The organism is Lyngbya sp. CCY1209 (genome assembly GCF_055795065.1).
Genome location: NZ_JAYFER010000540.1, coordinates 19,168 through 46,137, shown reverse-complemented (window position 1 = coordinate 46,137; position 26,970 = coordinate 19,168). Strand labels below are relative to the sequence as shown.

25 protein-coding genes and 1 pseudogene are annotated in these 26,970 nt (G+C 55.9%); 13 read left to right on the top strand and 13 right to left on the bottom strand.

What is annotated here, in order from left to right; all coding sequences use genetic code 11:
• From AC0QHF_RS18440 to AC0QHF_RS18410, 7 genes and pseudogenes are all read left to right on the top strand, one after another.
• A pseudogene (locus AC0QHF_RS18440) lies at positions 1-129 on the top strand (Uma2 family endonuclease); the annotation flags it as partial.
• Positions 130-312: 183 nt separating this feature from the next.
• Positions 313-510 carry a hypothetical protein gene (locus AC0QHF_RS18435; protein WP_324705702.1) on the top strand — a complete coding sequence of 66 codons (198 nt, stop codon included), beginning with the start codon at positions 313-315 and terminating at the stop codon, positions 508-510.
• Between the two features lie 280 nt (positions 511-790).
• On the top strand, positions 791-1,849 hold the full coding sequence (locus AC0QHF_RS18430; protein WP_324705701.1) for an ABC transporter ATP-binding protein: 1,059 nt from the start codon (positions 791-793) through the stop codon (positions 1,847-1,849).
• 122 nt (positions 1,850-1,971) lie between these two features.
• Positions 1,972-2,769 (top strand): ABC transporter permease, encoded by a 798-nt coding sequence (locus tag AC0QHF_RS18425; protein ID WP_324705700.1) that lies wholly within the window; start codon positions 1,972-1,974, stop codon positions 2,767-2,769.
• 11 nt (positions 2,770-2,780) lie between these two features.
• Positions 2,781-4,457 carry a GldG family protein gene (locus AC0QHF_RS18420; protein ID WP_324705699.1) on the top strand — a complete coding sequence of 559 codons (1,677 nt, stop codon included), beginning with the start codon at positions 2,781-2,783 and terminating at the stop codon, positions 4,455-4,457.
• 141 nt (positions 4,458-4,598) lie between these two features.
• Positions 4,599-5,273 carry a DUF4340 domain-containing protein gene (locus AC0QHF_RS18415; RefSeq protein ID WP_324705698.1) on the top strand — a complete coding sequence of 225 codons (675 nt, stop codon included), beginning with the start codon at positions 4,599-4,601 and terminating at the stop codon, positions 5,271-5,273.
• Positions 5,274-5,316: 43 nt separating this feature from the next.
• A complete protein-coding gene (locus AC0QHF_RS18410; RefSeq protein WP_324705697.1) occupies positions 5,317-5,628 on the top strand; it encodes an MGMT family protein in 312 nt (103 codons plus the stop codon).
• 69 nt (positions 5,629-5,697) lie between these two features.
• Here the strand turns inward: AC0QHF_RS18410 and AC0QHF_RS18405 are convergent, their stop codons facing one another.
• From AC0QHF_RS18405 to arsS, 3 genes are read right to left on the bottom strand one after another with little or no spacing between them, the layout of a single operon-like run.
• Positions 5,698-6,417, bottom strand: a complete 720-nt coding sequence (locus AC0QHF_RS18405) for a TVP38/TMEM64 family protein (protein WP_324705696.1) — start codon at positions 6,415-6,417, stop codon at positions 5,698-5,700.
• A gap of 24 nt (positions 6,418-6,441) precedes the next feature.
• Positions 6,442-7,179, bottom strand: a complete 738-nt coding sequence (locus AC0QHF_RS18400; RefSeq protein ID WP_375341441.1) for a TVP38/TMEM64 family protein — start codon at positions 7,177-7,179, stop codon at positions 6,442-6,444.
• Between the two features lie 11 nt (positions 7,180-7,190).
• On the bottom strand, positions 7,191-8,177 hold the full coding sequence (gene arsS, locus AC0QHF_RS18395; protein WP_324705695.1) for an arsenosugar biosynthesis radical SAM (seleno)protein ArsS: 987 nt from the start codon (positions 8,175-8,177) through the stop codon (positions 7,191-7,193).
• A gap of 283 nt (positions 8,178-8,460) precedes the next feature.
• On the opposite strand from arsS, the gene AC0QHF_RS18390 reads away from it, so the two are divergent.
• Entirely contained in the window at positions 8,461-9,807 is a 1,347-nt protein-coding gene (locus AC0QHF_RS18390; RefSeq protein ID WP_324705694.1) for an ion transporter, read from the top strand.
• Positions 9,808-9,947: 140 nt separating this feature from the next.
• Here AC0QHF_RS18390 and AC0QHF_RS18385 read toward each other — a convergent pair whose 3' ends face one another.
• The 5 genes from AC0QHF_RS18385 to AC0QHF_RS18365 form a co-directional block, all read right to left on the bottom strand.
• Positions 9,948-10,226: a hypothetical protein gene (locus AC0QHF_RS18385; RefSeq protein WP_324705693.1), complete on the bottom strand. Its 279-nt coding sequence runs from the start codon at positions 10,224-10,226 to the stop codon at positions 9,948-9,950.
• A gap of 357 nt (positions 10,227-10,583) precedes the next feature.
• Complete coding sequence (locus AC0QHF_RS18380; RefSeq protein ID WP_324705692.1) at positions 10,584-12,167, bottom strand: NAD(P)H-quinone oxidoreductase subunit 4; 1,584 nt, start codon at positions 12,165-12,167, stop codon at positions 10,584-10,586.
• A gap of 175 nt (positions 12,168-12,342) precedes the next feature.
• Positions 12,343-14,409 carry an NAD(P)H-quinone oxidoreductase subunit 5 gene (locus AC0QHF_RS18375; protein ID WP_324705691.1) on the bottom strand — a complete coding sequence of 689 codons (2,067 nt, stop codon included), beginning with the start codon at positions 14,407-14,409 and terminating at the stop codon, positions 12,343-12,345.
• Between the two features lie 213 nt (positions 14,410-14,622).
• Positions 14,623-15,003, bottom strand: coding sequence for a thioredoxin family protein (locus AC0QHF_RS18370; RefSeq protein ID WP_324705690.1), 381 nt, complete (start codon positions 15,001-15,003; stop codon positions 14,623-14,625).
• Between the two features lie 43 nt (positions 15,004-15,046).
• Complete coding sequence (locus tag AC0QHF_RS18365) at positions 15,047-15,760, bottom strand: NnrU family protein (RefSeq protein WP_324705689.1); 714 nt, start codon at positions 15,758-15,760, stop codon at positions 15,047-15,049.
• Between the two features lie 120 nt (positions 15,761-15,880).
• Between AC0QHF_RS18365 and AC0QHF_RS18360 the strand changes: the two genes are divergently transcribed.
• From AC0QHF_RS18360 to AC0QHF_RS18350, 3 genes are all read left to right on the top strand, one after another.
• The gene (locus tag AC0QHF_RS18360) at positions 15,881-16,876 is read left to right on the top strand and encodes a LysR family transcriptional regulator (protein WP_324705688.1); all 996 of its coding nucleotides are present in this window, start codon (positions 15,881-15,883) and stop codon (positions 16,874-16,876) included.
• Positions 16,877-16,928: 52 nt separating this feature from the next.
• Entirely contained in the window at positions 16,929-17,933 is a 1,005-nt protein-coding gene (locus tag AC0QHF_RS18355) for a LysR family transcriptional regulator (RefSeq protein ID WP_324705687.1), read from the top strand.
• A gap of 193 nt (positions 17,934-18,126) precedes the next feature.
• Positions 18,127-19,518, top strand: a complete 1,392-nt coding sequence (locus AC0QHF_RS18350; protein ID WP_324705686.1) for a serine/threonine-protein kinase — start codon at positions 18,127-18,129, stop codon at positions 19,516-19,518.
• Positions 19,519-19,712: 194 nt separating this feature from the next.
• Here the strand turns inward: AC0QHF_RS18350 and AC0QHF_RS18345 are convergent, their stop codons facing one another.
• Positions 19,713-20,909: a HEAT repeat domain-containing protein gene (locus AC0QHF_RS18345; RefSeq protein WP_324705685.1), complete on the bottom strand. Its 1,197-nt coding sequence runs from the start codon at positions 20,907-20,909 to the stop codon at positions 19,713-19,715.
• Between the two features lie 34 nt (positions 20,910-20,943).
• On the bottom strand, positions 20,944-21,723 hold the full coding sequence (cobA, locus tag AC0QHF_RS18340; RefSeq protein WP_324705684.1) for a uroporphyrinogen-III C-methyltransferase: 780 nt from the start codon (positions 21,721-21,723) through the stop codon (positions 20,944-20,946).
• Positions 21,724-22,116: 393 nt separating this feature from the next.
• Here cobA and AC0QHF_RS18335 point away from each other — a divergent pair, with 393 nt between their 5' ends.
• Together AC0QHF_RS18335 and AC0QHF_RS18330 are read left to right on the top strand one after the other, a co-directional pair.
• Positions 22,117-23,673, top strand: coding sequence for a ferredoxin--nitrite reductase (locus AC0QHF_RS18335; protein WP_324705683.1), 1,557 nt, complete (start codon positions 22,117-22,119; stop codon positions 23,671-23,673).
• Between the two features lie 65 nt (positions 23,674-23,738).
• On the top strand, positions 23,739-24,581 hold the full coding sequence (locus tag AC0QHF_RS18330) for a formate/nitrite transporter family protein (protein ID WP_324705682.1): 843 nt from the start codon (positions 23,739-23,741) through the stop codon (positions 24,579-24,581).
• Between the two features lie 62 nt (positions 24,582-24,643).
• Here the strand turns inward: AC0QHF_RS18330 and AC0QHF_RS18325 are convergent, their stop codons facing one another.
• The 3 genes from AC0QHF_RS18325 to AC0QHF_RS18315 all read right to left on the bottom strand — a co-directional run bounded on the left by AC0QHF_RS18325 (position 24,644) and on the right by AC0QHF_RS18315 (position 26,968).
• Positions 24,644-25,084 (bottom strand): hypothetical protein, encoded by a 441-nt coding sequence (locus AC0QHF_RS18325; protein WP_324705681.1) that lies wholly within the window; start codon positions 25,082-25,084, stop codon positions 24,644-24,646.
• 407 nt (positions 25,085-25,491) lie between these two features.
• Positions 25,492-26,184 carry a manganese catalase family protein gene (locus tag AC0QHF_RS18320; protein ID WP_324705680.1) on the bottom strand — a complete coding sequence of 231 codons (693 nt, stop codon included), beginning with the start codon at positions 26,182-26,184 and terminating at the stop codon, positions 25,492-25,494.
• A gap of 112 nt (positions 26,185-26,296) precedes the next feature.
• On the bottom strand, positions 26,297-26,968 hold the full coding sequence (locus AC0QHF_RS18315) for a hypothetical protein (RefSeq protein WP_324705679.1): 672 nt from the start codon (positions 26,966-26,968) through the stop codon (positions 26,297-26,299).
• Positions 26,969-26,970: the final 2 nt, after the last annotated feature.

Sequence of the window (26,970 nt, the reverse complement as noted above, 5' to 3'; positions counted from 1 at the left end):
CCCCAAAATCGACGGGTAGAAATCTACCGCCCCGGACAAGAAGTCGAAGTTTTGGACAATCCAATAGAACTTCCCGGTGACGATGTATTGCCGGGATTTGTTTTGAGATTAAGTCGGGTTTGGGGATGAGAATTAACTGGCTTTCTAGCAGAGCGATCGCACCCCGATATGCACAAAAATCAAAATTTGTCAACCCCCACCCCGATTTTTGTAAAGTTCTGTAAACCAAACTCGTGCGTCGAAAGCGATGGCAAGACGCGGGGATATGGCTAATTTTGGGAAACTCGATCCGCCTCTCGGCTGCTATTTGGAATGGCGATAACTCGAAGTGCGATCGCGCCTTTTCCTGTTTTGGCGGGGATTTTGGCTTTTGTCGCGGGGGGAAATTCTGGAGGTGCCGGGAATCGCCGGGGCGGGGTGCGATCGCCGACCGACCGATTTCAGATACACCATTGGCAGTGTGAAAATACTACCACAGCCCTCAAAGCCTGTCAACTCGTTTTTAAATAAAAGTAATTCTCAATAAAATTTGAGATTGTGAAGTTTTGTTAAACTTTTGTGTTCGTAAATTTAAAACATTTTTCTTAAAATGATTAGTTTTATTTATATTCAATGTCTTTGGAGACTCGGAAAATTTCACCACAGAGGCACAGAGGACACGGAGAGGTTATTTGTTCTTAGCAACAGGGGGGCGGGCGGATCTGATATTATCTGTTGAGGAAAGTTCCGTCTTTGGGTACTCTCCAAACAGGAAAGCCAATTGGCACCGTCCCAAATTGAGCGACCAGCGATGATCGAAGTCGAGAACTTGTGCAAGGTTTACGGAACCACCCCCGCCCTTCAGGATGTTTCATTTTCCGTGAAAGCGGGGGAAATTTTGGGATTTTTGGGGCCGAATGGGGCCGGGAAGACCACGACGCTGCGGATATTGTCCGGCTACCTGCCCGCGACTTATGGAACTGCCCGCATCGCCGGATATGAAGTGCACGAACAATCGATGGCGGTGCGGGAGCGGATCGGGTACTTGCCGGAGACGCCGCCGCTTTACCCCGACATGACCGTTGAGGGGTTCCTGCATTTTGTCGCCCGGATCAAGCGGGTGGCGGCGGGCGATCGCAAAACCCGGGTGGAGGCGGCGATGCGGCGCTGCGGCATATTGGACCGGCGAAAAAGTTTGATCCGCAAGCTGTCGAAGGGATATCGGCAGCGGGTGGGAATCGCCCAGGCGATCGTCCACGATCCCCCGGTGATCGTCCTCGACGAGCCCACGGTGGGGCTGGACCCGCGGCAGATTATCGAGGTGCGGAACCTGATCAAAAGTCTGGCGGGGGACCATACCATTATCCTCTCGACCCACATCCTGCCGGAAGTGAGCATGACCTGTTCCCAGGTAGCGATCGTCAACCGGGGGCGGATCGTGGCGACGGGAACTCCCGATAACTTGATGGAACAGTTGACTTCGGGCGGGGGGTACGAGATCGAAGTTGCCGGACCGGTAGCCGAAGATGCGGTGCGATCGCTCTCGGAGGTGCCGGGGGTGCGATCGGTGGAACTGTTGTCGGAGTCGGCGGAAGAACCGCGGCAGCGGATACAGGTCATTTGCGAATCCCAACAGGAGCCCGGTCCGGAGTTGATCGCCGCCTGCGTCGCCCAGGGATTCAAAATTTACGAGATGCGGCGCACCCGGGCGAGTTTGGAGGATGTGTTCCTGACCCTCACCGCCCAACAGGAAGCCACCCTCGCCGCCTCCCCCCCCGAGGAGGAATCCGAGACGGCGGAATCAGTTCCCGTGGCGGAAGAGACTCCCGCCGAAGAATCCGAACCCGATGAGGAGAAAGAAACAACTTGAATTCGGAACAATGCCAAGAAACCGGGTTTCTAAGATCGATTCGGGTTTTCATGGCAGATGCGGGTAGAAACCCGGTTTCTCAACCCCACCGAACACACCCCACATCCCACACCCTATAAAAAATGCTTGTAATTTTCAGCAATATCCTCGCCATTTACCGCAAAGAACTGCAAGGTTATTTTGCCTCACCCCTCGCTTACACGATCGCGGGCATTTTTTGGCTGCTGACGGGATATTTTTTCGTCGCCATCCTCCTCGGACCCGAAGGGCTCATCCAACAAGTCGCCTACCGCGATCAGTTGGGACTGACAGATCCCATCGATCTGCCCTACGAATTCCTACAGGTCTTTTTGAGATTAATGGGTACCATGTCCCTGTTCGTGCTCCCGATGCTGTCGATGGGGCTCTATGCGGAGGAACGCAAACGCGGTACCCTGGAACTGCTGGCGACTTCCCCGATTACCAACTGGGGGGTGGCGACGGGGAAATTGTTGGGCGTCCTGACATTTTATATAACAATGGTATTGCCGCTGATGGCGTTGCAGGCGATCGCCCTGAGTGTGGCGACTCCTCCCATGTCCCCGGCGATTTTACTCGTCTCCCACCTGGGGTTAATTTTACTCGCCGCCGGGGTCCTCTCCTTGGGAATGTTCATTTCTTCCCTCACCGACAGCACCCTACTTTCGGCGATTCTCACCTTCGCTGTGGTGCTATTTTTGTGGGTGATGGATCTGATCGGTAGCGTGGTGGGGGGAGTGGTCGGGTCAGCCCTGACTCACCTATCCTTAATTTCCAATTACACCAATTTGGTGCAGGGGGTTATCGATCTGAGCAGTTTGGTGCTATTCGCGAGTTATGTCATTTTGGGGGTATTTTTAACCGCCCAGTCCATCGATGCGTTCCGCTTCCAGCGTTCCTAAGCAGCCGTCCTATGAAAAAAATTGCAAACAGTTGGAAGATCTTAAAATATCTGTTTTGGCTCGGTCCGATGTTGGCGATCGCGGGATTGTCGGCGGGGGTGGTGTCGGGAGTTTGGCAACCCGTGCCCCTGGCGCTGATTATCGCCGGGGCGGTGATCATCGGTCTGTGGTTTGTGCTACAAAATTACCTGCGATCGCAAACTTCGACACCGCTTCGCGATCGCACCCGGTCCGCCGAGGCGGGCACCAACGCCCTCACCGCCACGGTGTCGGTACTGGTGATTTTGGGACTGGTCAATTTTCTCGCCGTCCGCAACCCGGTCCGCATCGATTTGACAGAAAACCAGCAATTCACCCTCGCCCCCCAGACCCAGACGATTTTGGAGAATCTGAACCAACCTGTTAAAGTTTGGATTTTCGATCGCACTCAAAACCCCGAAACCAAAGCCCTCCTCGATCGCTACCGACAACAGGCGTCCGGCAATTTCATGTACGAATTTGTCGATCCGCAGTTGCAACCGGGGGTGGCGGAACAGTTCGGCATCCGGGACTTCGGGGAAATTTATCTGGAGGCGAACGATCGCCGCCAGTCAGTCCCCGTCGAAGGGTTGGAACCCCTGACGGAAGCCAAGCTGACCAACAGCATCGAACAAATTTTCAGCGATCGCACCCCCAAAGTTTACTTCCTGCAGGGGCACGGCGAACGTCCCCTCGGCGAGGGACAGGGGGGCCTGCAAGAGGCGATCGCGAGTTTGGAGGACAAAAACTTCATCGTCGAACCCCTCAACCTGGCAGAGGCGACGGAGGTCCCGGAGGATGCGGACGCGATCGCGATCGCCGGTCCGAGGCAGGAACTCTTCGAGGGGGAAGTCGAGGCATTAACCGCATATCTCAATAACGGCGGCAGCCTGTTTTTGATGATCGACCCGGACACGGACCCCGGCTTGGATAGCTTGCTCGAAGAGTGGGGCGTGAAATTGGACGATCGGGTTGCGATCGACGCCACCGGCAGCGGCCGGTTGGTGGGTTTGGGTCCGACGGTCCCCATCGTCCGCGAATACGGCGACCATCCCATCACCCGCGATTTCGGCAATAATATTTCCATCTATCCTTCCGCACGGCCGGTGGAAACTCGCCCGGTGGAGGGGGTGACGGAGAGCCCGCTGATTTGGACGGACCCGCAAAGCTGGGCGGAAGCTAATCTGGTGGAAGGACGGTTGGAATTCGACCCCCAAGCCGATCGCCAAGGTCCCCTTTCTTTGGGGGTGGCATTGACGCGATCGGTTGCAGAAACGGACACTTCCGAAACTCCGGAAGCCACAGAAACGGAAAATCCAGAAACTCCAGAAGCCGCCGCAACGGAAACTCCGGAATCAGAAACCGCCGACGAAGGGGAAACTTCGGAAACGGAAGAAACTCCGGAAGAAGCGAAATTGGTGGTATTGGGAAATTCTCAATTTGCCACAAACGGCTGGTTCGATCAGCAACTCAACCGGGATGTGTTTATCAATTCCATCACCTGGCTGAGTACGGATCAAGAAACCCTGTCCATCGGCGTCAAACCCGCCACCAGCCGCCGCATCCTGATGACTCCCCCGCTGAGTCGCTTCCTACAGTTGATGGCGATCTTTATTTTCCCCCTGGTTGCATTTGCGATCGCCGGCTTCCTCTGGTGGCGTCGGCGGTAATTGGGGAATCGGGAATCGGGAGTCGGGAATCGGAAATGGGTTATTTTTGACTTTCCCTACACCCTACACCCTACACCCTACACCCTACACCCTACACCCTACACCCTAATTAACAATGTTCAATTTCTCGGAGGTTTGCGTATGAAATTTCAGCGTTCGACGTTAATATTGGCGATCGCCGCCATCATTCTGGCGGGGGGAGTCTACATCTTTGAAATCCGGGGAAAAGCACGACAGGAAGAAATTCAGGCGAAACAGGATCAAATCTTTGATGTCTCCAAAGATGACATCCAATCTCTGACTATCCAAACCGAAGATAAAACCCTAAAAATCGAACGGGTGGGAGAAGACGAAACCGACGCGAAATCCCCCTGGAAATTGATCGAACCCGTCCAATCTCCGGCGAACTTGGCGAGGGTGGACGGGGTGTTAAACCAACTGGTGACGAGTCAAAGTAATCCATCCGATCCCGATTCCGGAGTCCGCAGTCTGACCCTCTCCAAATCCGAGTTATCCGATTACGGCTTAGAAGACTCCAAAAACATCATAGATATCCAACTAAAGGATAACACAAAACATCGATTAATTTTGGGAACATCCGACTTCACCGGCAATTCAATTTACGCGATCGCCGATCCCCCCGAAACCTTCCCCGAACAGGTTGCAATTTTGGTCATTTCCGAGGGTGCGATCGACGCCATCAGTCCCCCCTTAGAAGAGTGGCAACTCGCCGAAGAACCGGAAGAAACCCCCGAACCGGAAGCGGAACAACCCCAAGAATCATCTCCCTCTCCGACACCAGAAACCCCTCAATAAAATTCTCTCTGTGTTCTCTGTGCCTCTGTGGTAAAATTTCCCCATGTCCGCTTATACCGAAATATATGCGATCGTCCGCCAAATCCCCCCCGGAAAAGTCGCCACCTACGGACAAATTGCGGAACTGGCAAACCTAGCCGGAAAAGCCCGCGTAGTGGGATACGCCCTGCACAAAGTCGATTGGGAAACATCCGATATCCCCTGGCATCGCGTCATCAACGCCAAAGGCGAAATTTCCCATTCCCCATTCCGGCGGGGAACCGACTATTTGCAGCGATCGCTATTGGAATCGGAAGGCATCGCATTCAACGCCGAAAACCGAATTTCCCTGAGTCGCTACCGCTGGCAATCGTAACAATAAATCGGCGATCGGTGTTGGGATGGGAGCCCCAGAGTAAGAGGCGCCCAAGCGCTACAACTGATATTAAAACCATCGCTTCCGAAAAACCAGGGGAAACAGAAAGAACCCCAAAACGACGATCGCACTGAGGATAAACGACCAGCGATCGCCCCCCCGCAACGCCCGACTCCCGGCGATACCCAGCCAAGTGTAGGTCAGCGTACCCGGAATGATACCGAAAAACGTGCCGATCGCGTAGGGTTTGAGTCCGACGGGGGTCAAACCGAAGAGAAAATTGGCGAGGTTGAAGGGAAAAATCGGGGCCAGACGCACCGCCAACACGAATTGTAGCGGATTTTTGGCGATCGCCCGGTTGAACCGAATTAACGCCCGGTGGCGCCCGAATTTCCGTTCCGCCCAGTCCCGCATCAGATAGCGGGTTATCCAAAATGCCGCGATCGCCCCCAGCGTCGCCCCCACCACGGACCCAATCGCCCCCCAGGCGAAGCCGAACGCCAACCCCCCCGCCACCGTCAGGGGGACGCCGGGAACCCCCGCCACCGTCAACAGGACGTACACCGCCACGAACCAGACGATCGCCCAATTTCCCAGACTCTCCAACTGTCCCGCCAACGCCGCCCCGGTGAAACGGCCCCGCCAGGGACTCCCGTACACCAGCCACAGGAGGGCGATCGTGGCGAGGAGGAGCCAAAACCGACGTTTTGTCAAAATTCGCCAGAGCGCGTCTCCCAGCGCCATTAAAAGGCCGCTGATGCCCGATTTCCCTCCGATGTCTCTCCTCATCTCCCGACCTCCCCGACCTGCCGTTTACGACTCGCCGGACTCGGCGATTTTTTGGTCCAACGCTTGGCGGGCGATTTTGGTGACGTAGACGGTGACGGCAACCGTCGCCACCAGTCCCACCCCGTACAGGACCCACTCGGCGGGAGTGCGCGATCGCTCCCCGGTGCCCAATGTTGCCAAACTCCCCGCCAGAGAACCGATATAGACGTACATCACCGTCCCCGGCATCATGCCAATCCAGGAGGCGAAGAAATAGTCCCCCAGGGAAACTTGAGTCAAACCGAAGGCGTAGTTGAGTAAATTGAAGGGAAAGACGGGGGACAGGCGGGTGAGCCCGACGATTTTCCACCCTTCTTTGGCAACCGCATCGTCGATGGCTTTAAACCGTTCGTTTCCCGCGATTTTTTTCGCCACCCAATCCCGGGCAAAATATCGCCCCACCAAAAAGGCGGCGGTGGCGCCCAATGTGGAGGCGATGGAAACGTAAATCGAACCCCAAACCACGCCGAACAGAAATCCGGCGCCGAGGGTGAGGATCGAACCGGGGAGAAATAAAACCGTGGCGAGAATGTAAATGGCGATCAACACTCCCGGACCCCAGGCACCCAAACTGTCGATCCAGTCCAGGGCATTTTTGAGCAGATCTTGTATTCCGAGTAATTTTCCGAGCACGATTAAAACGGCGACTCCGATCGCAATTCCGACAAATTTGATGGCTTTCGATAAGCGCATTTTGGGTTTGATTGAAGGTGAGGCTTTCATGGCAGTCAAAATTAAATTAACGAACCGCCGCAACTCGACCCGCACCCCGCCGTGCAGCCGTAGCAGTAAGCTTCGGTGTGGACGGTTTGAATGAGATCTAAGCTGCCGGCATCCAACAGTTTTTTGACGGTCAAAGTTTCCCCCTCGGGGGTTTTGGCGGGTCGGTTTTCCATTTGGTTGAAATCGCAGTCGTAGACGTTGCCCAGATAGTCGATAGACAGCTCGTTCCGACACATCAAATTTTCGACGGTATCGGAATTGTAGTTTTGTTCGAGAAATTCCAGATAGGGGCGGTGGAGGTTCTGCCGTTCCAAAAATTGTTTGGTGCGGCCGATGGGGAGATTTGTGATCGTCAACAAATTGTTAAATTCGATGTCGAATTGATCCCGCAGGTAGACTTTATAATCCTCCTCCAATTGTTCTTGTCGGGGGGGGAGTGAAAAGTTGTTGGAAGTCGGCAAAGTGGGGTTGTAGACGAGATCTAAAATCAGGTTTTCGTCCCGTCCGTAGCCGAGTTGATTGAGTTTTTGGAGGGCGGCGATCGAGTCGTTGTAAACCCCCGAACCCCTCATGCGATCGACGTTATCTTCCAAGTAACAAGGGAGGGATGCGACGATGCGGAGTTGGTGGCGGGCGCAATAGTCGGGGATCTCTTCAAATCCGGCTACGAAATAGATCGTCAAATTCGATCGCACGATGACTTCTTTATGGTGCGATCGCGCCGCCTCCACCAAGGGTTTGAAACCGAAGTTCATTTCCGGCGCGCCCCCGGTCAAATCGACGGTTTTAATTTGCGGAAATCGGCGGATCAATTCGATCAGTTGGTCGCCAATTTCGGGGGTCAACTCCTCCGTCCGCTGCGGCCCCGCTTCCACGTGACAGTGGGTGCAGGCGAGGTTGCACCGCTTCCCCAGGTTGATCTGCAAAACGGTGACGGGACGTTTGGTTAAAGGAGAGCCGATTTTTCGGTGAAAGGGTGTAATGCTGGTTTGAATCATCGTTAAAATTGCGATCGTGTATTATCATTATCAATGATTGTATCAACTTACCTCCGAAAACCTCCCGCCGTCCGAGTCGAATCGGGGAAAATCTCTTTCCCGACTTTCGCCCTCTCCCGTCTATCCAAACTCAGCCAACTGAAATTCTCCTGAGAAGAGACTGAGGAGTTGCTGATGGTTGAGGACGGGGCAGAGGGCGACGGATGTCCGGTTCTTCGACATCGACCTGAAATGCAGTTGCACCTTGTTATTGTGCGGAATCGATCGCTTGTGAGAAGCCCAAATGCGCGTTTTACATCCCGAATCAAAACCGGTTACGCTGTGGGAATTTTTGCTAGTTTTGGCAATTTTATATAATTTCATCGTCGTCCCTTTCCGCATCGCCTTTCACGGAGTCTTGCATCGTTGGTGGATTGGGTTCGATTGTCTGGCGGACTTTATTTTTATTTTCGATATATTTTTGCGATTTCGGATCGCTTACATCGACCAAGGCGAGTGTATTACCGACCGAATACAAATTTCCAGACGTTACCGAAACGGAGATTTAAAATTGAGTTTGATTTCCAGCATTCCCCTGGATTTACTCGCTCAAATTCTTTTGCCCACCTTCTCCATCATGGCCCTGGGAATGTTGAGAATTCCCCGCCTGCTGAGGCTTCCACAATTTTTTAAGATCTTCCGGCGGTGGGAAACCAATGTCAGAGTCAACCCCGCGATCGTCCGCATGAGCGAGTTGGTTTTGATCATTTTTCTAATCGATCACTGGGTCGCCTGCATCTGGTTTTTGATCGGCAGTTCGGCGTTGATGTACGGGGATTCTTGGCTGTCCAATTCCAACTTGGAATCCGCATCGATCACCACCCAATACATGAAATCATTGTACTGGTCAATCACCACCCTGACCACCGTCGGATACGGCGACATCACCCCCACCAGCAATCTGGAAATTGCCTTCACTTTGGTGGTGATGATTTTGGGGGTGTCGATGTATGCGTTTATCATCGGCAACGTCGCCTCGGTGGTCAGCAATTTGGACGCGAGTCAGACCCGATTTCGGGAGAAACTCGACCAAGTGCAGTCCTATATGCGCGATCGCAAAATTCCCCCCAAGCTGCAATCCCGAGTCCGCGACTACTATCAATATCTGTGGGAATGCCACCGAGACACGTCCTTAGATCTCGGTTTTCTCGACGAAATTCCCAACTCCCTCAAAACCGAAATTTATCTGCATCTCTATTGCGAATTGTTGGAAAAAGTTCCCCTATTTAAAGATGCCGACCCCTGTTGTATCGAAGCCTTGGTCGTCAAATTGAAACCCCGCATCCTGCCCCCCGAGGATTACATCATCCGGGAAGAACAAATCGGACATGAGATGTATTTCATCAAGCGGGGGGAGGTGCAGGCCTTTTCCGAGAAGACCGGGAAGGTCTACCGCACCATGTCCGCCGGGACATTTTTCGGCGAAATCGCCCTCCTCTACTCCAGCCGTCGCACCGCCTCGGTGAAAACCCTGACTTACTGCGAATTGTTCGTGCTTTTAAAAGAAGATTTCGACAACGTTTTGGAAAACTACCCTCGCTTTGCTGAAAAGGTCAAGGAAATTGCCGAACAGCGGTACAACTCGAAATAATATCAGATCCAGTTATTGACCAAACAGACTGCGATCGGGTGTAGGGAGGGATTAAGGGAAAGGGGGAAAGGGTGAAAGAAAATTTTCCCGATCGCTGCGGCTACGGATGTTGTGTGGTTAATGATCAGGATTTGATAGAATTACTGCAGGTTTTCTAGGGGTGGATTGCCCGGTTGGGCGTTGATATCGAAACGATTTAAAATGTACAAAACTGCGGCGGCCACAAATAGTCCGACGACCAAACCGACGACGGTCAAAAACAGAAAAGAACGGCGGATTTGTTTGACGACCCGGGGATCTTGTTCCTGAAAGTATTCGTCTTCGATTTCCGAGTCGGAGGGGGCGTTGAGATTTTCCAGGCCGTTGGGGGATTGATAGTCGCGGCGGGAGTTGGGATTATTGTCGGGAAATGGATTCATGGAGTTTCGGGATGAGTTGGTTCTGCGAGTGATTTCATTTTAGCCAATTTTTCGCCTCGGGAAATCGACCGGAAGGCCGGAATTTTTGGAAAAAAAGGCCGCGATTCCCCGAACGCGATCGCATCCGGGCCAACCGGTGATGAAGGTCCAGAGTCTCCGAATCGGTGAGTGGTTGGATGGTTCCATCATCGTCAGATTTTCCGATGCAAGCTGTGACGGCCCGACGAAATTTCCGTGAATCTGGCGATGGATTCGGGTGCGAGCGGTTGGCGTTCCGAGGCGATCGCTTCATCCCCGCAAAAAAAATCCCCCCGGTCGCGGGGAGATTCAAAAATGAATTGAGAAAAACCCGAAATCTTACTCGCCGATTTTCGGGGCGACCATCGAAACGAAGGGGCGATCGCTTTTCGCGACCGGCGTCTCCTTCACCAGGGTCGGCATGGACTGCCGCATCAACGCCGTCAGTTGAGTCGTCGTCGAGTCATACATCTGCGTCACCACCTTCGGATAGAGCCCGATCCCGATCACCGGGACCAACAAACTGGCGATTACGAACACCTCCCGAGGTTCCGCGTCCACCAACTTCTCGTGGGAGACGAGTTCCTTGTTTTCCGGGCCGTAGAGGATTTCCCGCAGCATCGACAGCAGGTAAATCGGCGTCAGGATCACGCCCACCGCGGCCAGGAACACCACCAACACCTTAAACGTGGCGTTGTAGGCGTCGCTGGTGGCGATGCCGATGAACACCATCAACTCGGCCACGAAGCCACTCATCCCCGGCAGGGCCAGGGACGCCATGCTGCAGGTTGTCCACATGGCGAAGACCTTCTTCATCTTCTGGCCGACACCGCCCATCTCGTCGAGCATCAGGGTGTGGGTGCGGTCGTAGGTGCAGCCCACCAGGAAAAACAGACTCGCCCCGATCAGGCCGTGGGAGATCATCTGCAACATCGCGCCGCTGACGCCAATTTCCGTGAACGATCCCATGCCGATGAGCACGAAACCCATGTGGGAAATCGACGAGTAGGCGATTTTCCGCTTCAGGTTCCGCTGGGCGAAAGATGTCAACGCCGCGTAAACGATGTTGATCACCCCCAAAATCACCAAAATGGGGGCGAAGGTAGCGTGGGCATCCGGCAGCATCCCCACGTTCATCCGCAGCAGGGCGTAACCCCCCATTTTCAGAAGGATGCCCGCCAGCAACATATGGGCGGGGGCGGTAGCTTCGCCGTGGGCGTCCGGCAGCCAGGTGTGGAGGGGGAAGATGGGCAACTTCACCCCGTAGGCGATCAGGAAACCGCCGTAGAGCAGCAGTTGCAGCTTGATGGGAAAATCTTTGAGGGCGATCGTCGCCATGTCGAAGGTGACGACATCGCCGTAGAAGGCCATCGTCAGGGCACCGACCAAAATGAACAGCGATCCCCCCGCCGTGTACAGGATGAATTTCGTCGCCGCGTAGAGGCGCTTTTTACCGCCCCAAATGGATAGGATCAGGTAGACCGGGACCAGTTCCAATTCCCACACCAGGAAGAACAGCAGCATATCCTGGACTGCGAACACCGCGATCTGGCCGCCGTACATCACCAGCATCAGGAAGTAGAACAGTTTCGGCTTCAACGTCACCGGCCAGGCGGCTAAAATCGCCAGGGTGGTGATGAATCCGGTCAGGATGATCAGGGGCATCGACAGACCGTCGGCCCCCAGAGACCAACTCAGGCCCACTTGGGGGACCCAGGAATAGCGCTCCACCAACTGCAGGCCGGGGGTGCCGAGTTCGTAGCCGGTGCAGAAAGCGTAAATGATGATCGCAAAGTCGATCAGCCCCACGATCAGGGCGAACCAGCGCACGGTCCGGCCGTCCTTGTCGGGGATCAGCGGGACCAGCAGCGCGGCGACAATTGGAAACAGAATAATGATTGTCAGCCAAGGAAAATTAGCCATTGTCATCTATGTGATTGTCTTGTGTCCGTTGACAAGAGCCGGTTGGCGCGGGTCGGGGGCGAAGGGCGATCGCCGGTGCGATCGCGACCCTTGCCTGTGGGGGAATTAAGCTATATCTGGGACAAAAGGGAAAAACCGATTCCCCCCCGGTTCCAGAACGACCCGCGTCGGGCGATTAGCTGATGCCGGAGAAGACGACAAATCCCAGCACCGCCACGAAGACGATCAGGGCGTAGAACTGGGCGCGGCCGTTCTCTAAGTATTTCAGGCCTTCCCCCGTCACCAGCGTCACCAAACCCGTCAGGTTGACGGCGCCATCGACCACGCGATAGTCCACCTCCATCACCTGGCGGGCGAGACGGCGAGAGCCTTTGACGAATAGGAAATCGTTGATGTCGTCGAGATACCACTTGTTGAGGGAGAACTTGTAGAGGGGTTCGATCCGTTTGGCGATCGCCGCCGGGTCGATTTTCCGGGTCAGGTACATCATCGATGCCAGGGTGATGCCGATCAGGGCGATGCCCACCGAATTCCCCCCCATGATCAGAAATTCCGTCAACTCGAACTCGGACAACTGTTCCATCACCTCGGCTGTAGACTCGCCGGGGGCGTGGACGAACATCTCGAAATAGTTGCCGAAGGGGGTGCCGACGAGTCCGATGAACACCGAGGGGACGGCGAGGGCCATCAGGGCGAACGTCATCGTCCAGGGGGACTCGTGGGGGGTGTCGCTGTGGCCGTGGCCGTGGCTGTGACCGTGGTCTTCCCCTTCGAGTTCCTCGGGATTCATGGCGCCGGGGCCGAAGGCGTAGTTCGGGCCTTCAGCTTCGGCGAGTAACGCCTTCTGAATCGTCGTGTCAGCGCCCCGGAATTGGCCCTCGAAGGTGGTGAAATACATCCGGAACATATAAAAAGCCGTCATCCCGGCGGTGAGCCAGCCCACCAGCCACAGGGCGGGGTTGGCGGCGAAGGCGCTGCCGAGAATTTCGTCCTTGGACCAGAAGCCGGCGAAGGGGGGGATGCCAGAAATCGCCAAAGTCCCGATCAGAAAGCAGGTGCTCGTGATCGGCATATATTTCCGCAGTCCGCCCATCAGCCTCATGTCCTGGGCGAGGACGGGGTCGTGTCCCACCACCCCCTCCATGCCGTGGATGACGGAACCGGAACACAGAAACAGCATCGCCTTGAAGTAGGCGTGGGTCATCAGGTGGAACAGTCCGGCGCTGTAGGCCCCCACGCCCATCGCCATCACCATGTAGCCCAGTTGGGAGATGGTGGAGTAGGCGAGGCCTTTTTTGATGTCGTTTTGGGTGATGGCAATGGTGGCGCCCAAAAAGGCCGTGAAACAGCCCGTCCAGGCGATCGTGTCCATCGCCACGGGCAGGCCCTCGAAGACGGGGTACATCCTGGCGATCAGGAAGACACCGGCGGCCACCATCGTCGCCGCGTGGATGAGGGCGGAGATGGGTGTGGGGCCTTCCATCGCGTCCGGGAGCCAGACGTGGAGGGGGAACTGGGCGGATTTGGCCACCGGGCCGAGGAAGACCAGGACGGCGAACAGAGCCGCCAGGGGACCGGCGATGGAGCCGCTCTCCACGAGCTGTTCGAGGCGATCGCCCATGAGGCCGAAGTCGAAGGTGTTGGTGGCCCAGTAGAGTCCCAACATCCCCAACAGCAGGCCGAAGTCCCCGACGCGGTTGACGATGAAGGCCTTTTGGCAGGCGTCGGCGGAGGGTTTGCGATCGTACCAGAATCCGATCAGCAGGTAGGAACACATCCCCACCAGTTCCCAAAAAATATAGACCTGGATCAGGTTCGGACAGAGTACCAGACCCAGCATGGAGGAGCTAAATAGGCTCAGATAGGCATAAAAGCGAACATATCCCGGATCGTGAGCCATGTAGCCGTCGGTGTAGACCATCACCAACAGCGCGATCGTCGTCACGATCGCCAACATGACGGCGGTGAGGTGATCCACGGTGTAGCCCATGCTGATTTTGAAGTCGCCGGCCGCCGCCCACTCGATCATGCGGGTGTAGGGTTCGTGGCCGTTGATTTGACTCCAGAGCAGGGCGAAGGACAAAACCATCGACAGGCCGAGCAGGGAAATCAAAAAAATCGCGCTTCCCTGTCTGATGCGGTTCGTGGCTTTGTTGAACGTGATCAGCCCTATGCCCACCACCATTGCCCCGATTAAGGGCAACACTGGAATCAACCCGGCATATTGATAAAGGGGTTCCATAACTGATGAGAGCTTTATACTTCTTAACAAATGAGTCAAACGATCCCAATTGTGACACAGAGTCCGGCGCTTCTGATTAAAGTTCCATCTTTTTACAGACTTTTGGCCCGCGACGGGGGGGAGAAGGGGACTCGGGAGTCGGTATTAGGGAGTCGGGAGGCGACCGGAGGCGACCCCTGGAGCTCCAGGGAGCTTCCCCCACGCCCGCACACCCTAATTGACTTTCAGGTATTCGGGGGCCTCGATCGCCCGGACGTCGCCGCCGTTTTGGTAGTCGAGCATGAACGCATTGAGCGATCGCAACAGATCTTCGCGGCCGTGGAACTGTTCGAGTCGGTTCAGAACCCGTCCGTCGTCAAACAGGATCAAGGTGGGCAGCGTTTGCAGCCGGTAGGTGCTGGCCAATTTCAAACTTTGGTCGGCATTGATCCCCACCAACTTCACCTGACCTTTCCACTGGGCCTGAAATTGTCGCAGTTGGGGGACGATGAGTTTGCACAGCCCGCACCACGGCGCCCAGAAGTGAACCAGAACGGGCGTAGAAGCCCCCAAGACCTGTTTGGAAAACTGCTGCTCGCTGACCGATAAAAGCATGATGTGATTTTATTAACGAAGAATTTTATACCTTGGGATCATGCTACCAGCCTACGTTACCCGTGACACGAATTAATAGCGGATGAGCTTTCCAAAGCAGGAGGATGAAAATGGCGACCCCGAGGTAGGCGGGGCGCAAAAATTCCCCCAGGACGAAGGTTTGTCGCCCCTGGAGGATGGCCAAAAACGGAATCACCGAAGTTCGGGCTTTGAGGCGTTCAAAGGAGTCCCCAAACCGGGCCCGCAGCCGCCGGTCGCCGTGCCAGACGCCGAACAGGTGGTGCAGCACCAAACCCACGGATGTGAGCAATGTGAACGTCGTGCCGATCCAGAGGGTGTGAGCGACGCACCAGATCACCTGTCCGACCATTTGGGGGTGGCGGGTGATGCGGATGATGCCGGTTTCGTGCAGGTGGACTTCCGGCTTGGCGATCGCGGCAATTTCGAGCAAATTGAACGTGGAGGGATACAAAAATAAAAACGAGATCGCCGAGAGCACCCAGACGATGGGTTGGATGGCCGGGATGCCCTGGATCTGCCAAAGTTGCAGGCCGTCGTAGCGGTGGTTGAAAAAGTAAATAATCAGGGCTACCGCCAGGGACAGGCTGACGAGGGCGAAGAAAATGCGGTAGAGTCGGGCGCCGAAAACCTTTTCCAGCACGGGTCTGAGGGCGGCCAGACCGCTGTGGGCGATCGCGAAACACAGTAACAACCCCGCCATAATAAAATGGCTAGGACTCAGCCATTGATAAGACATTTTGACCTCTTCACCAGATAATGAAAGTTAACTCAAATACAGATCATCCCGCAGTATGCTGAAAGAAAGCGATCCCCGCTTGTTCGAGGGGCTTCTTTGCAGCCGATGAGGTTAAGCACCATGTCAGATCTTCCGTTCACGCTAGATCAATTACGCATCCTCCAAGCGATCGCGAGCGAAGGAAGCTTCAAGCGAGCAGCCGATCGCCTGTACGTTTCCCAACCGGCTGTCAGCTTGCAGGTGCAGAACCTAGAGCGACAGTTGAACGTGCCCCTGTTCGACCGGGGGGGGCGCCGCGCCCAACTAACGGAGGCCGGCCACCTGCTCCTCGGCTACGGCGAGAAAGTCCTCGCCCTGTGCCAGGAAACCTGCCGCGCCTTGGAAGACCTGCAAAATCTCCGGGGGGGGACGCTGATCGTCGGGGCGTCCCAAACCACCGGCACCTACCTCCTGCCCCCCATGATCGGGATGTTCCGGGCGAAATACCCGGACGTGGCCGTGCAACTCCACGTCCACTCCACCCGGCGCACCGCCTGGAGTGTGGTCAACGGACAGCTCGACCTGGCGATCGTCGGCGGTGAAGTCTCCTCGGAACTGGCCGGGTCCTTGGAGGTGCTCCCCTACGCTGAAGACGAACTGGCTTTGATCGTGGCGGTTTCCCATCCCCTCGCCGGGCGGGAGGTGATCGAACACGAGGATCTCTACGAGTTGCAGTTCATCAGCCTCGACGCCCAATCCACCATCCGCAAGGTGATCGACCAGGTACTCGGCCGCTCCGGGATCGACACCACCCGCCTCAAAATCGAGATGGAACTGAGTTCCATCGAAGCCATCAAGAACGCCGTCCAGTCGGGGTTGGGGGTGGCTTTCGTCTCCACCTCGGCGATCGAGAAGGAGTTGGCGATGGAAGTGCTGCGGACTCCCAAAATTGACCGGGTGACGATCAAGCGGATGCTCTCGGTCATCTACAACCCCAACCGCTACCGGTCGAAGGCGGCCGAAGCCTTTATGGAAGAGATTTTACCTCACTTCGCCAATCCGAAACCAGAGGCCCTCCCCGTGGAGATCGAGGCTTCGGAAGTCGGCGACCCCGCCTCAGAAGAGGTTCCCCTGTAGTCGGAATAGCCGTTCGACCTCTGTCCCCTATCGACGATTTTGTTTCCAACTCATGTCAGACGTTCCATTCACCTTAGATCAACTGCGAATTCTCAAGGCCATCGCCGCCGAGGGAAGTTTCAAACGGGCCGCGGACAGCCTCTATGTCTCCCAACCCGCCATCAGCCTGCAGGTCCAAAATTTGGAGCGACAACTCGACGTCCCCCTGTTCGATCGCGGCGGGAGGCGGGCCACCCTCACCGAGGCCGGACACCTGCTGCTGAGTTACGGCGAAAAGATCCTGTCCCTGTGCCAGGAAACCTGTCGGGCGATCGAAGATCTGCAAAACCTCCAGGGGGGGACGCTGATCGTCGGGGCTTCCCAAACCACGGGAACTTATTTGATGCCGCGCATGATCGGTCGGTTCCGGCAAAAGTATCCCGATGTCGCCGTGCAACTCCACGTCCACTCCACCCGCCGCACCGCCTGGAGCGTTGCCAACGGCCAGATCGACCTGGCCCTGATCGGGGGCGAGCTCCCGCCGGAACTGCAAGATTCTTTGACGGTGGAACCCTACATCGAAGACGAATTGGCTTTGATCTTGCCCAAATTTCACCCCCTGGCCGGCCGGGAGCAAATCGACCGGGAAGACCTCTACCAATTGCAGTTCATCGCCCTTGACTCCCAGTCCACCATCCGCAAGGTGATCGACCAAGTTCTGAGTCGCTACGATATCGATCCGCGGCGGTTGAAAATCGAAATGGAACTCAACTCGATCGAGGCGATCAAAAATACCGTGCAGTCCGGACTCGGGGCGGCGTTCGTCTCCACTTCGGCGATCGAAAAAGAACTCCAGATGGGGATGCTCCACCGGGCTAGAATTGAAGGGATGACGGTGAAGCGGATGTTGTCGGTGATCGTCAATCCCAACCGCTATCAATCCAAGGCGGCCGAAGCCTTCAGTCGCGACATTTTGCCCCGCTTTTCCAGTGCGGATGTCGGGCGGCATTCCGAAAATCCCAACCCGACGGCATCGGATCATTCCTTGCTGCCGACCCACCCATCCCCGGAGTCCTAGACGGTGCCCCGTCGGGTTTGTCGGTCAGAGAATCCCCACAAATGGATTTTGGCGATCGCTATTTTTGGATAAAATTCGGACAGCGCGATATCAAATCTTGCAACAAAAGACGGCAGACAAACTAGAGTTGGCTGGCAGAGCGGGGAGTGTCAAAAACGGCCTTTGAGATCCACTGACCCTATTCCCAAGTCGGATGAAAATTTACTGCACCCGCCCAAATTGTCCCCGGCCCGACAATTCCTACGCCGATCTCGACGATCGCACAACCTTGAAGACGGTCCAACAAAAATACTGTAGCGCCTGCGGGATGCCGCTGATTTTGGACGGGCGCTACCTGTGCGATCGCCTGCTGGGGCGGGGTGGCTTCGGAGCGGCATTTTTGGCCTGCGATCGCCGGTCGCCCACGATGCGGGCCTGCGTGGTGAAGCAGTTTCTCCCCGCCGGGGACCTCGACCCCCAACAACTGGCCACCGCCCAGGGGTTATTTGAACGGGAAGCCCTGGTCCTCGACCGCCTCGGCCACCAACATCCCCTCCTCCCCGACCTGCTGGCCTATTTTCCCCTGGAAGCCCCGGGCTGGCAATCTTCGATCCCCCAACAGTTTTTTTACATTGTCCAGGAATACATCGACGGCCGGGATCTGGAGGCGGAATTGGTCGATCGCGGGCCGTTTTCGGAAGCCGAAGTGGTGGAAGTCCTCGCAGAAATTCTCAAAATTCTGGAGTTCGTCCACGGCCAGGACGTGATCCACCGGGATATCAAACCCTCCAATATCATGCGCGATCGCTCCGGGAGGCTGCACCTGCTCGATTTCGGGGCGGTGAAAGAAGTCACCCAGGCTCCGGGGGGGCGATCGACGGGGATCTATTCGGCTGGGTTCGCCCCCCCCGAACAGATGCGGGGCCGCAGCGTCTACCCCTCGACGGACTTATACGCCCTCGCCGTCACCGCCGTCATGCTATTGACGGGAAAAAACCCCGAGGATCTGTTCGACAGCTACAGCGACACCTGGACTTGGAAAGACCAAGTTTCGATTTCCGACTCCCTGGCCCGAATCCTGGATCGGATGTTGCAGCCGACTCCGAGCGATCGCTTCGGTTCGGCTGCGGAAGTTTTGAGCGTCCTCTCCCCGAAAACGCCCCGTCCGGCCCCGCCCCCGCCCCCGACCCGACCTCCGACATCCGTCCGGCCCCCCCGGGCGGCGACCCAAGTGCAGCAGCAGACCACCCTGCGACGGCCGTTTTCGACTTTAGAAATTCTGAGCGGGGCAGCATTTGCCGGGTTTGAAGGGGGGTTGTTGGCGATCGCCCTCAGCACGATATTTGATTCGATCGCCCTCAGCGTTCTCGTCGGCGCGATCGCTTTGGGGGGATTGATCTATGCCCAACGGCAGCGGTGGATCGAACGGTTCGACCTGTTAATTATCGCCGGCGTTTCCTTCGCGATCGTCTTTTGGATCGCCACGACTCTAGCCGGCGTTCGTGTCGAAATCGCGATCGCCGTCCCCCTGTTCGCCGGTTTGGTGGGAGTCGCAATCACGGCCCTATTTCGATTGATCTACGCCACCCTCCGCCGCCTGCTTTAAACTGGGGTTGGAATTTGGGAAGTTTGTTGCAGCAAGTTCTGCGACGGGTGGAAAAAGCTTTCGTGTCCATGTGGAAAAACAGTCACGGTTTCCCCCGGTTCAAAAAACCCGGAAGGATGCGATCGCTATTGTTCCCCCAACGATGAGGGAAACCAAATAGTCGCGGCTCCCTGGCATTCGCCCTCTCCCGATTTTTATGATGCCACGATCGCCAACCGCTTCAAGGCTGCGATCGCGTGATACCGCACCCCCGGATCGAGATCTTCGACGAGCACTTCCAAAACGCCGACGGCCCTGACGTCCCCCAACTGCCCCAAAGCGTGGGCGAGGGATTGTTTGAGGACGGCGTTGGCTCCGGCGGGATGTCCCGACGCGAAGAAGTCCGCCAGCAAGTCGCCCGCCTGCTTTTTCAAATTCGGGGTTTCCACCCGCCCCACGACTCGAATGGTTTCCAAAATCGCCCTGTCGTCCAAATGGGGGAGGGATTCTCGGAGACAGTCCAGGGCCGGGGCCATTTCCATCCAGGCGAGGCAGCGGACGATCGCAATCTGGAGGGGAACTGGGGTGAACTGCGACCGCAACACCTCCGACAGAACCGCGATCGCATTGTCCGTCCGATATCGCCCGATCGCGATCGCCGTCTGTTTGCAAACGTCCCCGTTCACATCGTAGAGCAGGGGTTTCAGGCGATCAACCACGAATTCCGGATCGCGGACCTGTCCGGCCCGCAATCCCAAGCCGACGGCCGCTTCCTTCCGCACCGCCGCTGTATAATCCCCGAGGGCGTCAATCAATACGGCGAAAATCCGGGGGTCTCGGAAGCTGGCCAAGGCTTCGATCGCGATCGCCCGGATTCGCTCATCGGCATCTTTCGCCACGCCGAGGAGGGGTTCGACCGCGGCCTTTTGGCGAATTTGGGCCAGGGCGCGGACGGCGAAAAGGCGCTTTTCCGAGTCTTCCAGGAGGGTGCAGAGTCCCTCTACGGCCGACGCCCCCAAGTGAGCCAGGGCGCTGGCCGCAATCTCGCGGAGTTCTTCGTCTTCGCTATTGTCGAGCAATTCCAGCAAACTCGCGATCGCCTCCGGGGTGTCGAAATCGCCGAGAATCCGCCCCGCAAACCAGCGATATTCGAGATCCGCATCTTCATCCCGGATAATGTCCGTCAGAGGGAGGTAAGAGCGCGCGCCGAGTTTGGGCAACAGTTTCGCCACGTCCCAGCGGGCCTGAAAATCCCCCCCTTCCAAAACCGTCAAAGCTAAAGCGATCGCCCGTTCGACGGCCTCCGGGTGCGAGGGGGCATCGATCGAAAATTGTTGTAGCGCATCAATGGCATCCGCCCAATCTCTCCGACGGGTGGCGACGGTTGCCCGTTCCAAAAGTTGATTGATCATCGTTATCGTTGAACTTGTTATTGGGGTGACATCATCAGTGGGGGAGAATCGGGGCCGGACGACAACCGGACAAAATATCATTCAATTGCACCACATCGCCGATCACCGCGATCGCCGGGGCTTCAAATTGCGCCCGTTCCACCTGTTCGGCGATGGTTTCCAGGGTGCCGCGCAACTCCTCCTGGTCGGGGCGGGTCCCCCAGCGGATCAGGGCGATGGGCGTCTCCCCGCCGAGTCCCCCGAACCGCAGCGCCGCGACAATATTGGGCAAATTCTGGACGCCCATGTAAATGACGATGGTTTCCGAACCTTGCGCGATCGCTTTCCAGTTCACCTCCGGGCGGTACTTGCCCGTCGCTTCGTGTCCGGTGACGAAGGTGACGGAGGAACTGTAATTCCGGTGCGTCAGGGGAATTCCCGCGTAGGCGGGGGCCGCGATACCGGAGGTGATGCCGGGGACGACTTCCACCGGCACTCCCGCCGCCACCAGGGCCTCCATCTCCTCGCCCCCGCGACCGAACACGAACGGATCGCCGCCCTTCAAGCGGACGACCACGGCGTTAGTTTGCGCTTTTTCAATTAATAATTGGGTCGTTTCTGCCTGGGGAAGGGAATGGCGACCCGGCCGTTTTCCGGCGTGAATTTTTTCCGCCTGGGGGCCGATCATTTCTAAAATTTGGGGGCTGACGAGGGCATCGTAAATCACCACGTCCGCCGATTCGATCAGCACTTTTCCTTTCAATGTCAGCAAACCTGGATCGCCGGGACCCGCGCCAACTAAATAAACTTTACCGATACATCGACTCTGATTCATTTCACATTTCGGGGAAATTGAGGGGGAAAAATTCATGGCTTCATGACTTGTAAAATTGCGCTCCGACCGCCATTTCTTCGGCGACCGAAAAGGATATTTTATCCCGGTCGATATCGCTTCAGTTTGCGGAAATTGGAAGCGGTTCGGCAGGAAAATTTCCGCCTCCGTCAACTTTAACTATATTCGTAGTTTCGGGCATTTTCGTAGTCTCGAATACCAAAATTGACCTCTCATGCCATTTTTGAATATATGATATGCAATTTTATCAAAACAGGTCATTTTATGTATCTTCAATTACAAATCTTCCCGATGCCTGACCCTAACCTACAAAGCATGAGCTTGTTAAACCGGCCGGTGAGCGAGCCCCGTCAACCCGATCTACATCCACCACCCATGACTGTCGCCTCTGAATCTAAAGTCAAACTCAACAAAATCGAAAAAGCGAAGGCCGAAAAAGATGGACTAGCCGTCAAGGACGAGTTGGAGCACTTTGCCCGCATCGGCTGGGAAGCGATGGACAAGACCGATTTGGAGTTGCGTCTGAAATGGCTCGGCATTTTCTTCCGCCCCGTCACGCCCGGTCAATTCATGTTGCGGCTGCGGATGCCCAACGGCCACCTCGACAGCGACAAAATGCGGGTTTTGGCCGAAATCGTGCAGCGCTACGGAGATGACGGCAGCGCCGACATTACCACCCGGCAAAACATCCAACTGCGGGGTATCCGCCTCGAAGACATCCCTGACATTTTCCGCCGGTTGAAGGCGGTGGGTTTGACCACCATGCAATCGGGATTCGATAACGTCCGCAACCTGACGGGTTCTCCGGTGGCGGGTATCGACCCGGAGGAACTGTTCGACACCCGGGAACTGTTGCAAAAGTTGCAAGACGCGATCACCAATAACGGCGAGGGCAACTCCACCTTTAGCAACCTGCCCCGCAAGTTCAACATTGCGATCGAAGGGGGACGGGATAATTCCGTCCACGCCGAAATCAACGATATCGCCTTCGTCCCCGCCTACCGGGAGGGGGAATTGGGGTTCAACGTCCTCGTCGGCGGTTATCTATCGGCCCAACGTCAGGTCGAGGCCGTCCCCATGGATGTCTGGGTTCCGCCGAATGAGGATGTCATCCGCCTATCCCTGGCGATTCTAACAGTTTACACCGAAAACGGTCTGGCGGAAGGGCTGCGGGAAAGTCGCCAGCGGGCCCGGCTGATGTGGCTGATCGACAAGTGGGGGATCGATCGCTTCCGGGCCGAAGTGGAACAGGAATTCGGGGCCGAACTCCAAACCGCCGCCCCGGAAGATGAAATGACCCAGGATAAAAAAGATTATCTCGGCGTTCACCCCCAGAAGCAAGCCGGGTACAGTTTCGTGGGACTGCACGTCCCCGTTGGGCGGCTCTCGGCGGAGACAATGTTCGAGTTGGCGCGGCTGGCGGAGGTTTACGGCAATGGCGAGATCCGCGCCACCGTGGAGCAGAATATGATCATCCCCCACATCGCCGATGACAAGTTGGAGGCGTTTCTGGCCGAACCGCTGCTGGAGGAGTTTTCCGTCGCCCCCGCACCCCTGACGCGATCGCTCGTCTCCTGCACCGGAAGCCGCTACTGCAATTTCGCCCTGATCGAAACCAAACAGCGGGCCCTGGAATTGGCCCGGGAACTGGATGCCGAGTTGGACATCCCCTCCCGCGTCCGGGTGCACTGGACCGGATGCCCCAATTCCTGCGGACAGCCCCAGGTCGCCGATATCGGCCTGATCGGGACGAAGGCCCGCAAGGACGGCCAGGTGGTCGAGGGAGTCGATATTTACACCGGTGGCACAGTCGGCCATGAAGCCCGGTTGGGCACGCGCCTCGAAAAGGCTGTCCCCTGCGACGATCTCAAATCCGTGATGTGGAACCTGTTGATCGAAAAGTTCGGCGCGAGCCCCAAGGAAACCGTCTGATCGGCTTCCCCTTCTATCTGTCGGTCTGATTCAACACTGCATACGTTAAGGAGTCTTTAGCAACAATGGATTACGCGGCACCTCCCGAACTGGCGGCGACGATGATCGCGGCAGGCGAGTCCAAAACCCGCCTCTCGATCAAAGATATGGTGATCCGGGGTTTTTACTCCGGCGGTTTGCTGTCGATGGCGACCACGATGGCTGTGACGATGATGGTGCAGACCAAAATTCCGATTTTGGGTGCGATCATCTTCCCCTGGGGGTTCGTTTCGATCGTCATGTTCGGCATGGAGTTGGTGACGGGAAATTTCGCCCTGATGACCGCCGCGATGTTGGCCGGCCGGGTGCGGTTTTCGATGGCGTTGCGAAATTGGCTGTGGGTGTATTTTGCCAATTTCCTCGGCTGTCTCATCGTCGGCGGTTTGATCGCCTATTCCCTCACCGACGCGGGGACGATCGCCCCCAATGCCGTCGGCGAGAAAATTATGGCGATCGCTGTATCTAAATCCGTCGCCGTCCGGGAAATGGGCGCTAACGGCTTCCTGTTATTTATCGTCCGGGCCATCCTCTGCAACTGGCTGGTTTGCCTCGCCGTGATGTTCGGTTTGGTGAGCAAGTCGGTCCCCGGCAAGATCCTGGGCTGCTGGCTGCCGATTATGGCCTTCGTCGCCCTCGGACTCGAACACATCGTGGTCAATATGTTCTTCATCACCGTGGGCATGATGCTCGGCGCCCCCATCACCGGGGTGGATATGGTGCTGTGGGATTTCATCCCCGTCACCATCGGCAACCTGATCGGCGGCGGATTCTTCGTGGGGACGCTCATTTACTTCACCCACGCCCAAAAACAGCCGTCGCCACCTCAAAAACTTGAGGATATCGTCACCCGGACTCCGGTTCGCCGCTAAATGCCAACGTTGTTGCGCTTTAGCGCCTCTCAATGGGGGTCTAAAGCCGGACAACGGGTTTTTTAACTGAGATTTAGCAACAATTCGGGTTTTTCAAGATAGGCGGGGGTATTGGTTTGGCTCTCATCCATCCGCGTGGACAGGTTTTGAGAGCTAGACCAGGCGAGGAAGAAGCCCACAGCTATCAGCATCCCCCAAAATAGGGAATTGTTGTCGAGGTTTTTCGTCACCAGCCCATTTTGGGAAAAGGAGAAAACCTGTACCGGGCGGGGTTTGGGATTGAGCCTCACCCAGGTTCCCTCGATCGCGATCAGCCGCAGTTTGGCGAGTTGGGATAGGGAAGCGTTGATTTCCGCCCAACTCGCGGCTTTTTCCAGATATTCCCCCGTCCAAATCCGAAAGCTTTCTAAGTCCAGTTTGATGGCGCGATCGCCCCGGCTGACGTGCGCTCGAATCCACTCGTAGAGGAGGCTGGCGCAGGGGGACAATTTCGCTTTGAGCATCGATGATTACCTCCATCGGTCGATTTACAGACTCGGCGATCGCAATTCCGAAAATTTGTTTTGTGTATCATGATATACCCAATTTATTTTCTGTATTGCAAAATACACAATTTGTAAATGAATGGCGATCGGCCGACTGACATCTCGCCCCAACGGAAGAGATATCAGCACTTTCAACCCCCATCTGTTTGTGGATGGCGGACCCTGTACTGACCCGTATTATAGTCTTAAATAAAAGTAAAATTCAATATCGATTGACAAAAATCAATGCAACTGCCAGCCCGAGGGGCCGGGTCTTAAGAACCCAGCCCCGGCCCGTCAGTTCATATACGGCGATCGGCTTTCGGTCAACCGTCCGCCGTTGGGAGGTTTCGGGATTTTCGGATGTCCGGACTCTCCGTCGGGTTCTATCCTTTTTCCTGCATCGGATTGGCGACATAGCGGAAGTCGGAGTCGGAATTCCACGGCCCGCGCTGGTCTTTGCCGTCGCTCGACAAATTGTAGTAAATATCCACGGTTTCATCGGGCTGGATATTCCCGAAGAACGGGTCGGTCAATTTCCCCAGAGATTCCAGGGCTTTCATAAACATTTTGGTGTGGGACACTTCCCGGGTCAGCAGGTGAACCAGGGTTTGCTTCGACCCATCGTCGGGCGCTATTTTAATCAAATCTTCGTAAGTTTGCCGCGCCCCCGCTTCGGCGGCGATATCGGCGCGTAAATCCCGCACCACGTCGCCCCCTTCGTTCAGGTAGGCGGCGGTCCAGTTTTGTCCGTTGGAGTCCAAGAAATGGGGACCCTTTCCGCGCACGGCGAACAGCGTACTCTTGTAGGCTTCGTCCTGTTTGGGGGACTTGTCGGTATGCTGTTCGATGAGTTTGCCGATCATTTCCAGGTGGCCGAACTCTTCCACGGCAATATCTTGCAGCATATCTTTGATGCCGGGATGCTCGACGTGGAACGACTGCACCCAGTATTGCAGGGCGGCGGAGAGTTCTCCGGTGGCACCGCCGAATTGTTCCAGCAGCAGTTGGGCGAACCGGGGATTCGGAGCGTCGATACTAACGGGTTTTTCGATGAGTTCTTTTTTGTGAAAAAACATGGGCGATATTATTTTTCGAGCGTCAGTCTCACTAAGCTCCAGTGTAGAAATGCGATCGCCCCGTTTCCTCCGTCAAAAGTTGGAAGCGATCGCCCTCCGGATGGCTGAATTGTCATTCCGAGTTATTTCTCCTCGTTTGATCGGCCCTCTCCACCGCAGTCGGCCACTTCTTGCCTCGAGGATGGGTCGTTTCGATGATATCCGAAAGAATCCCAAATAACTCATCCAAATCTCCGATAAAATGTTCTCCCGCTTCAATATCCACTCGTTTTTCAACCAACCTCAAAAATTTCCAATTGCTTCCCGTCGTAATCGCGCCGTAGATGCAGGGAATTTGATTTTCCCTTCGCTCATTAAACACTTGAGCCGCCACCATCTCCGCAATACACTGGGCAATCCCCGACTTGATATTATCATTCTTGGCTTCCACCAACGCCACCACCGGAGCCGTCACCTCCAATTGTTTGGGCGAATAACTGATCAGAAAATCGCACCGACCCGCCAATCCCTTCGACTTGTCAACGCTAAAATCGATGCCCGAAAAAAAGCTGATTTGACGGTTAAAGTGTTTTCTCAGATCGACCATAATCGGCGCGATAATCAACTCCGATCGCGCCTTCTCCGTATCAATCTCCAATGCTAACGGTATATTTTCCTCCAAAATTTCCCTCAATAAAGGGCTTGGCGTGATGGGTTTGATGTCTGGAAATATTTCGACCCGCTCTCGCAGTAACAAGCCAAACTCGGACTCCAATTGTGAGAGAGTAAATTCGCCGTAAGACATCG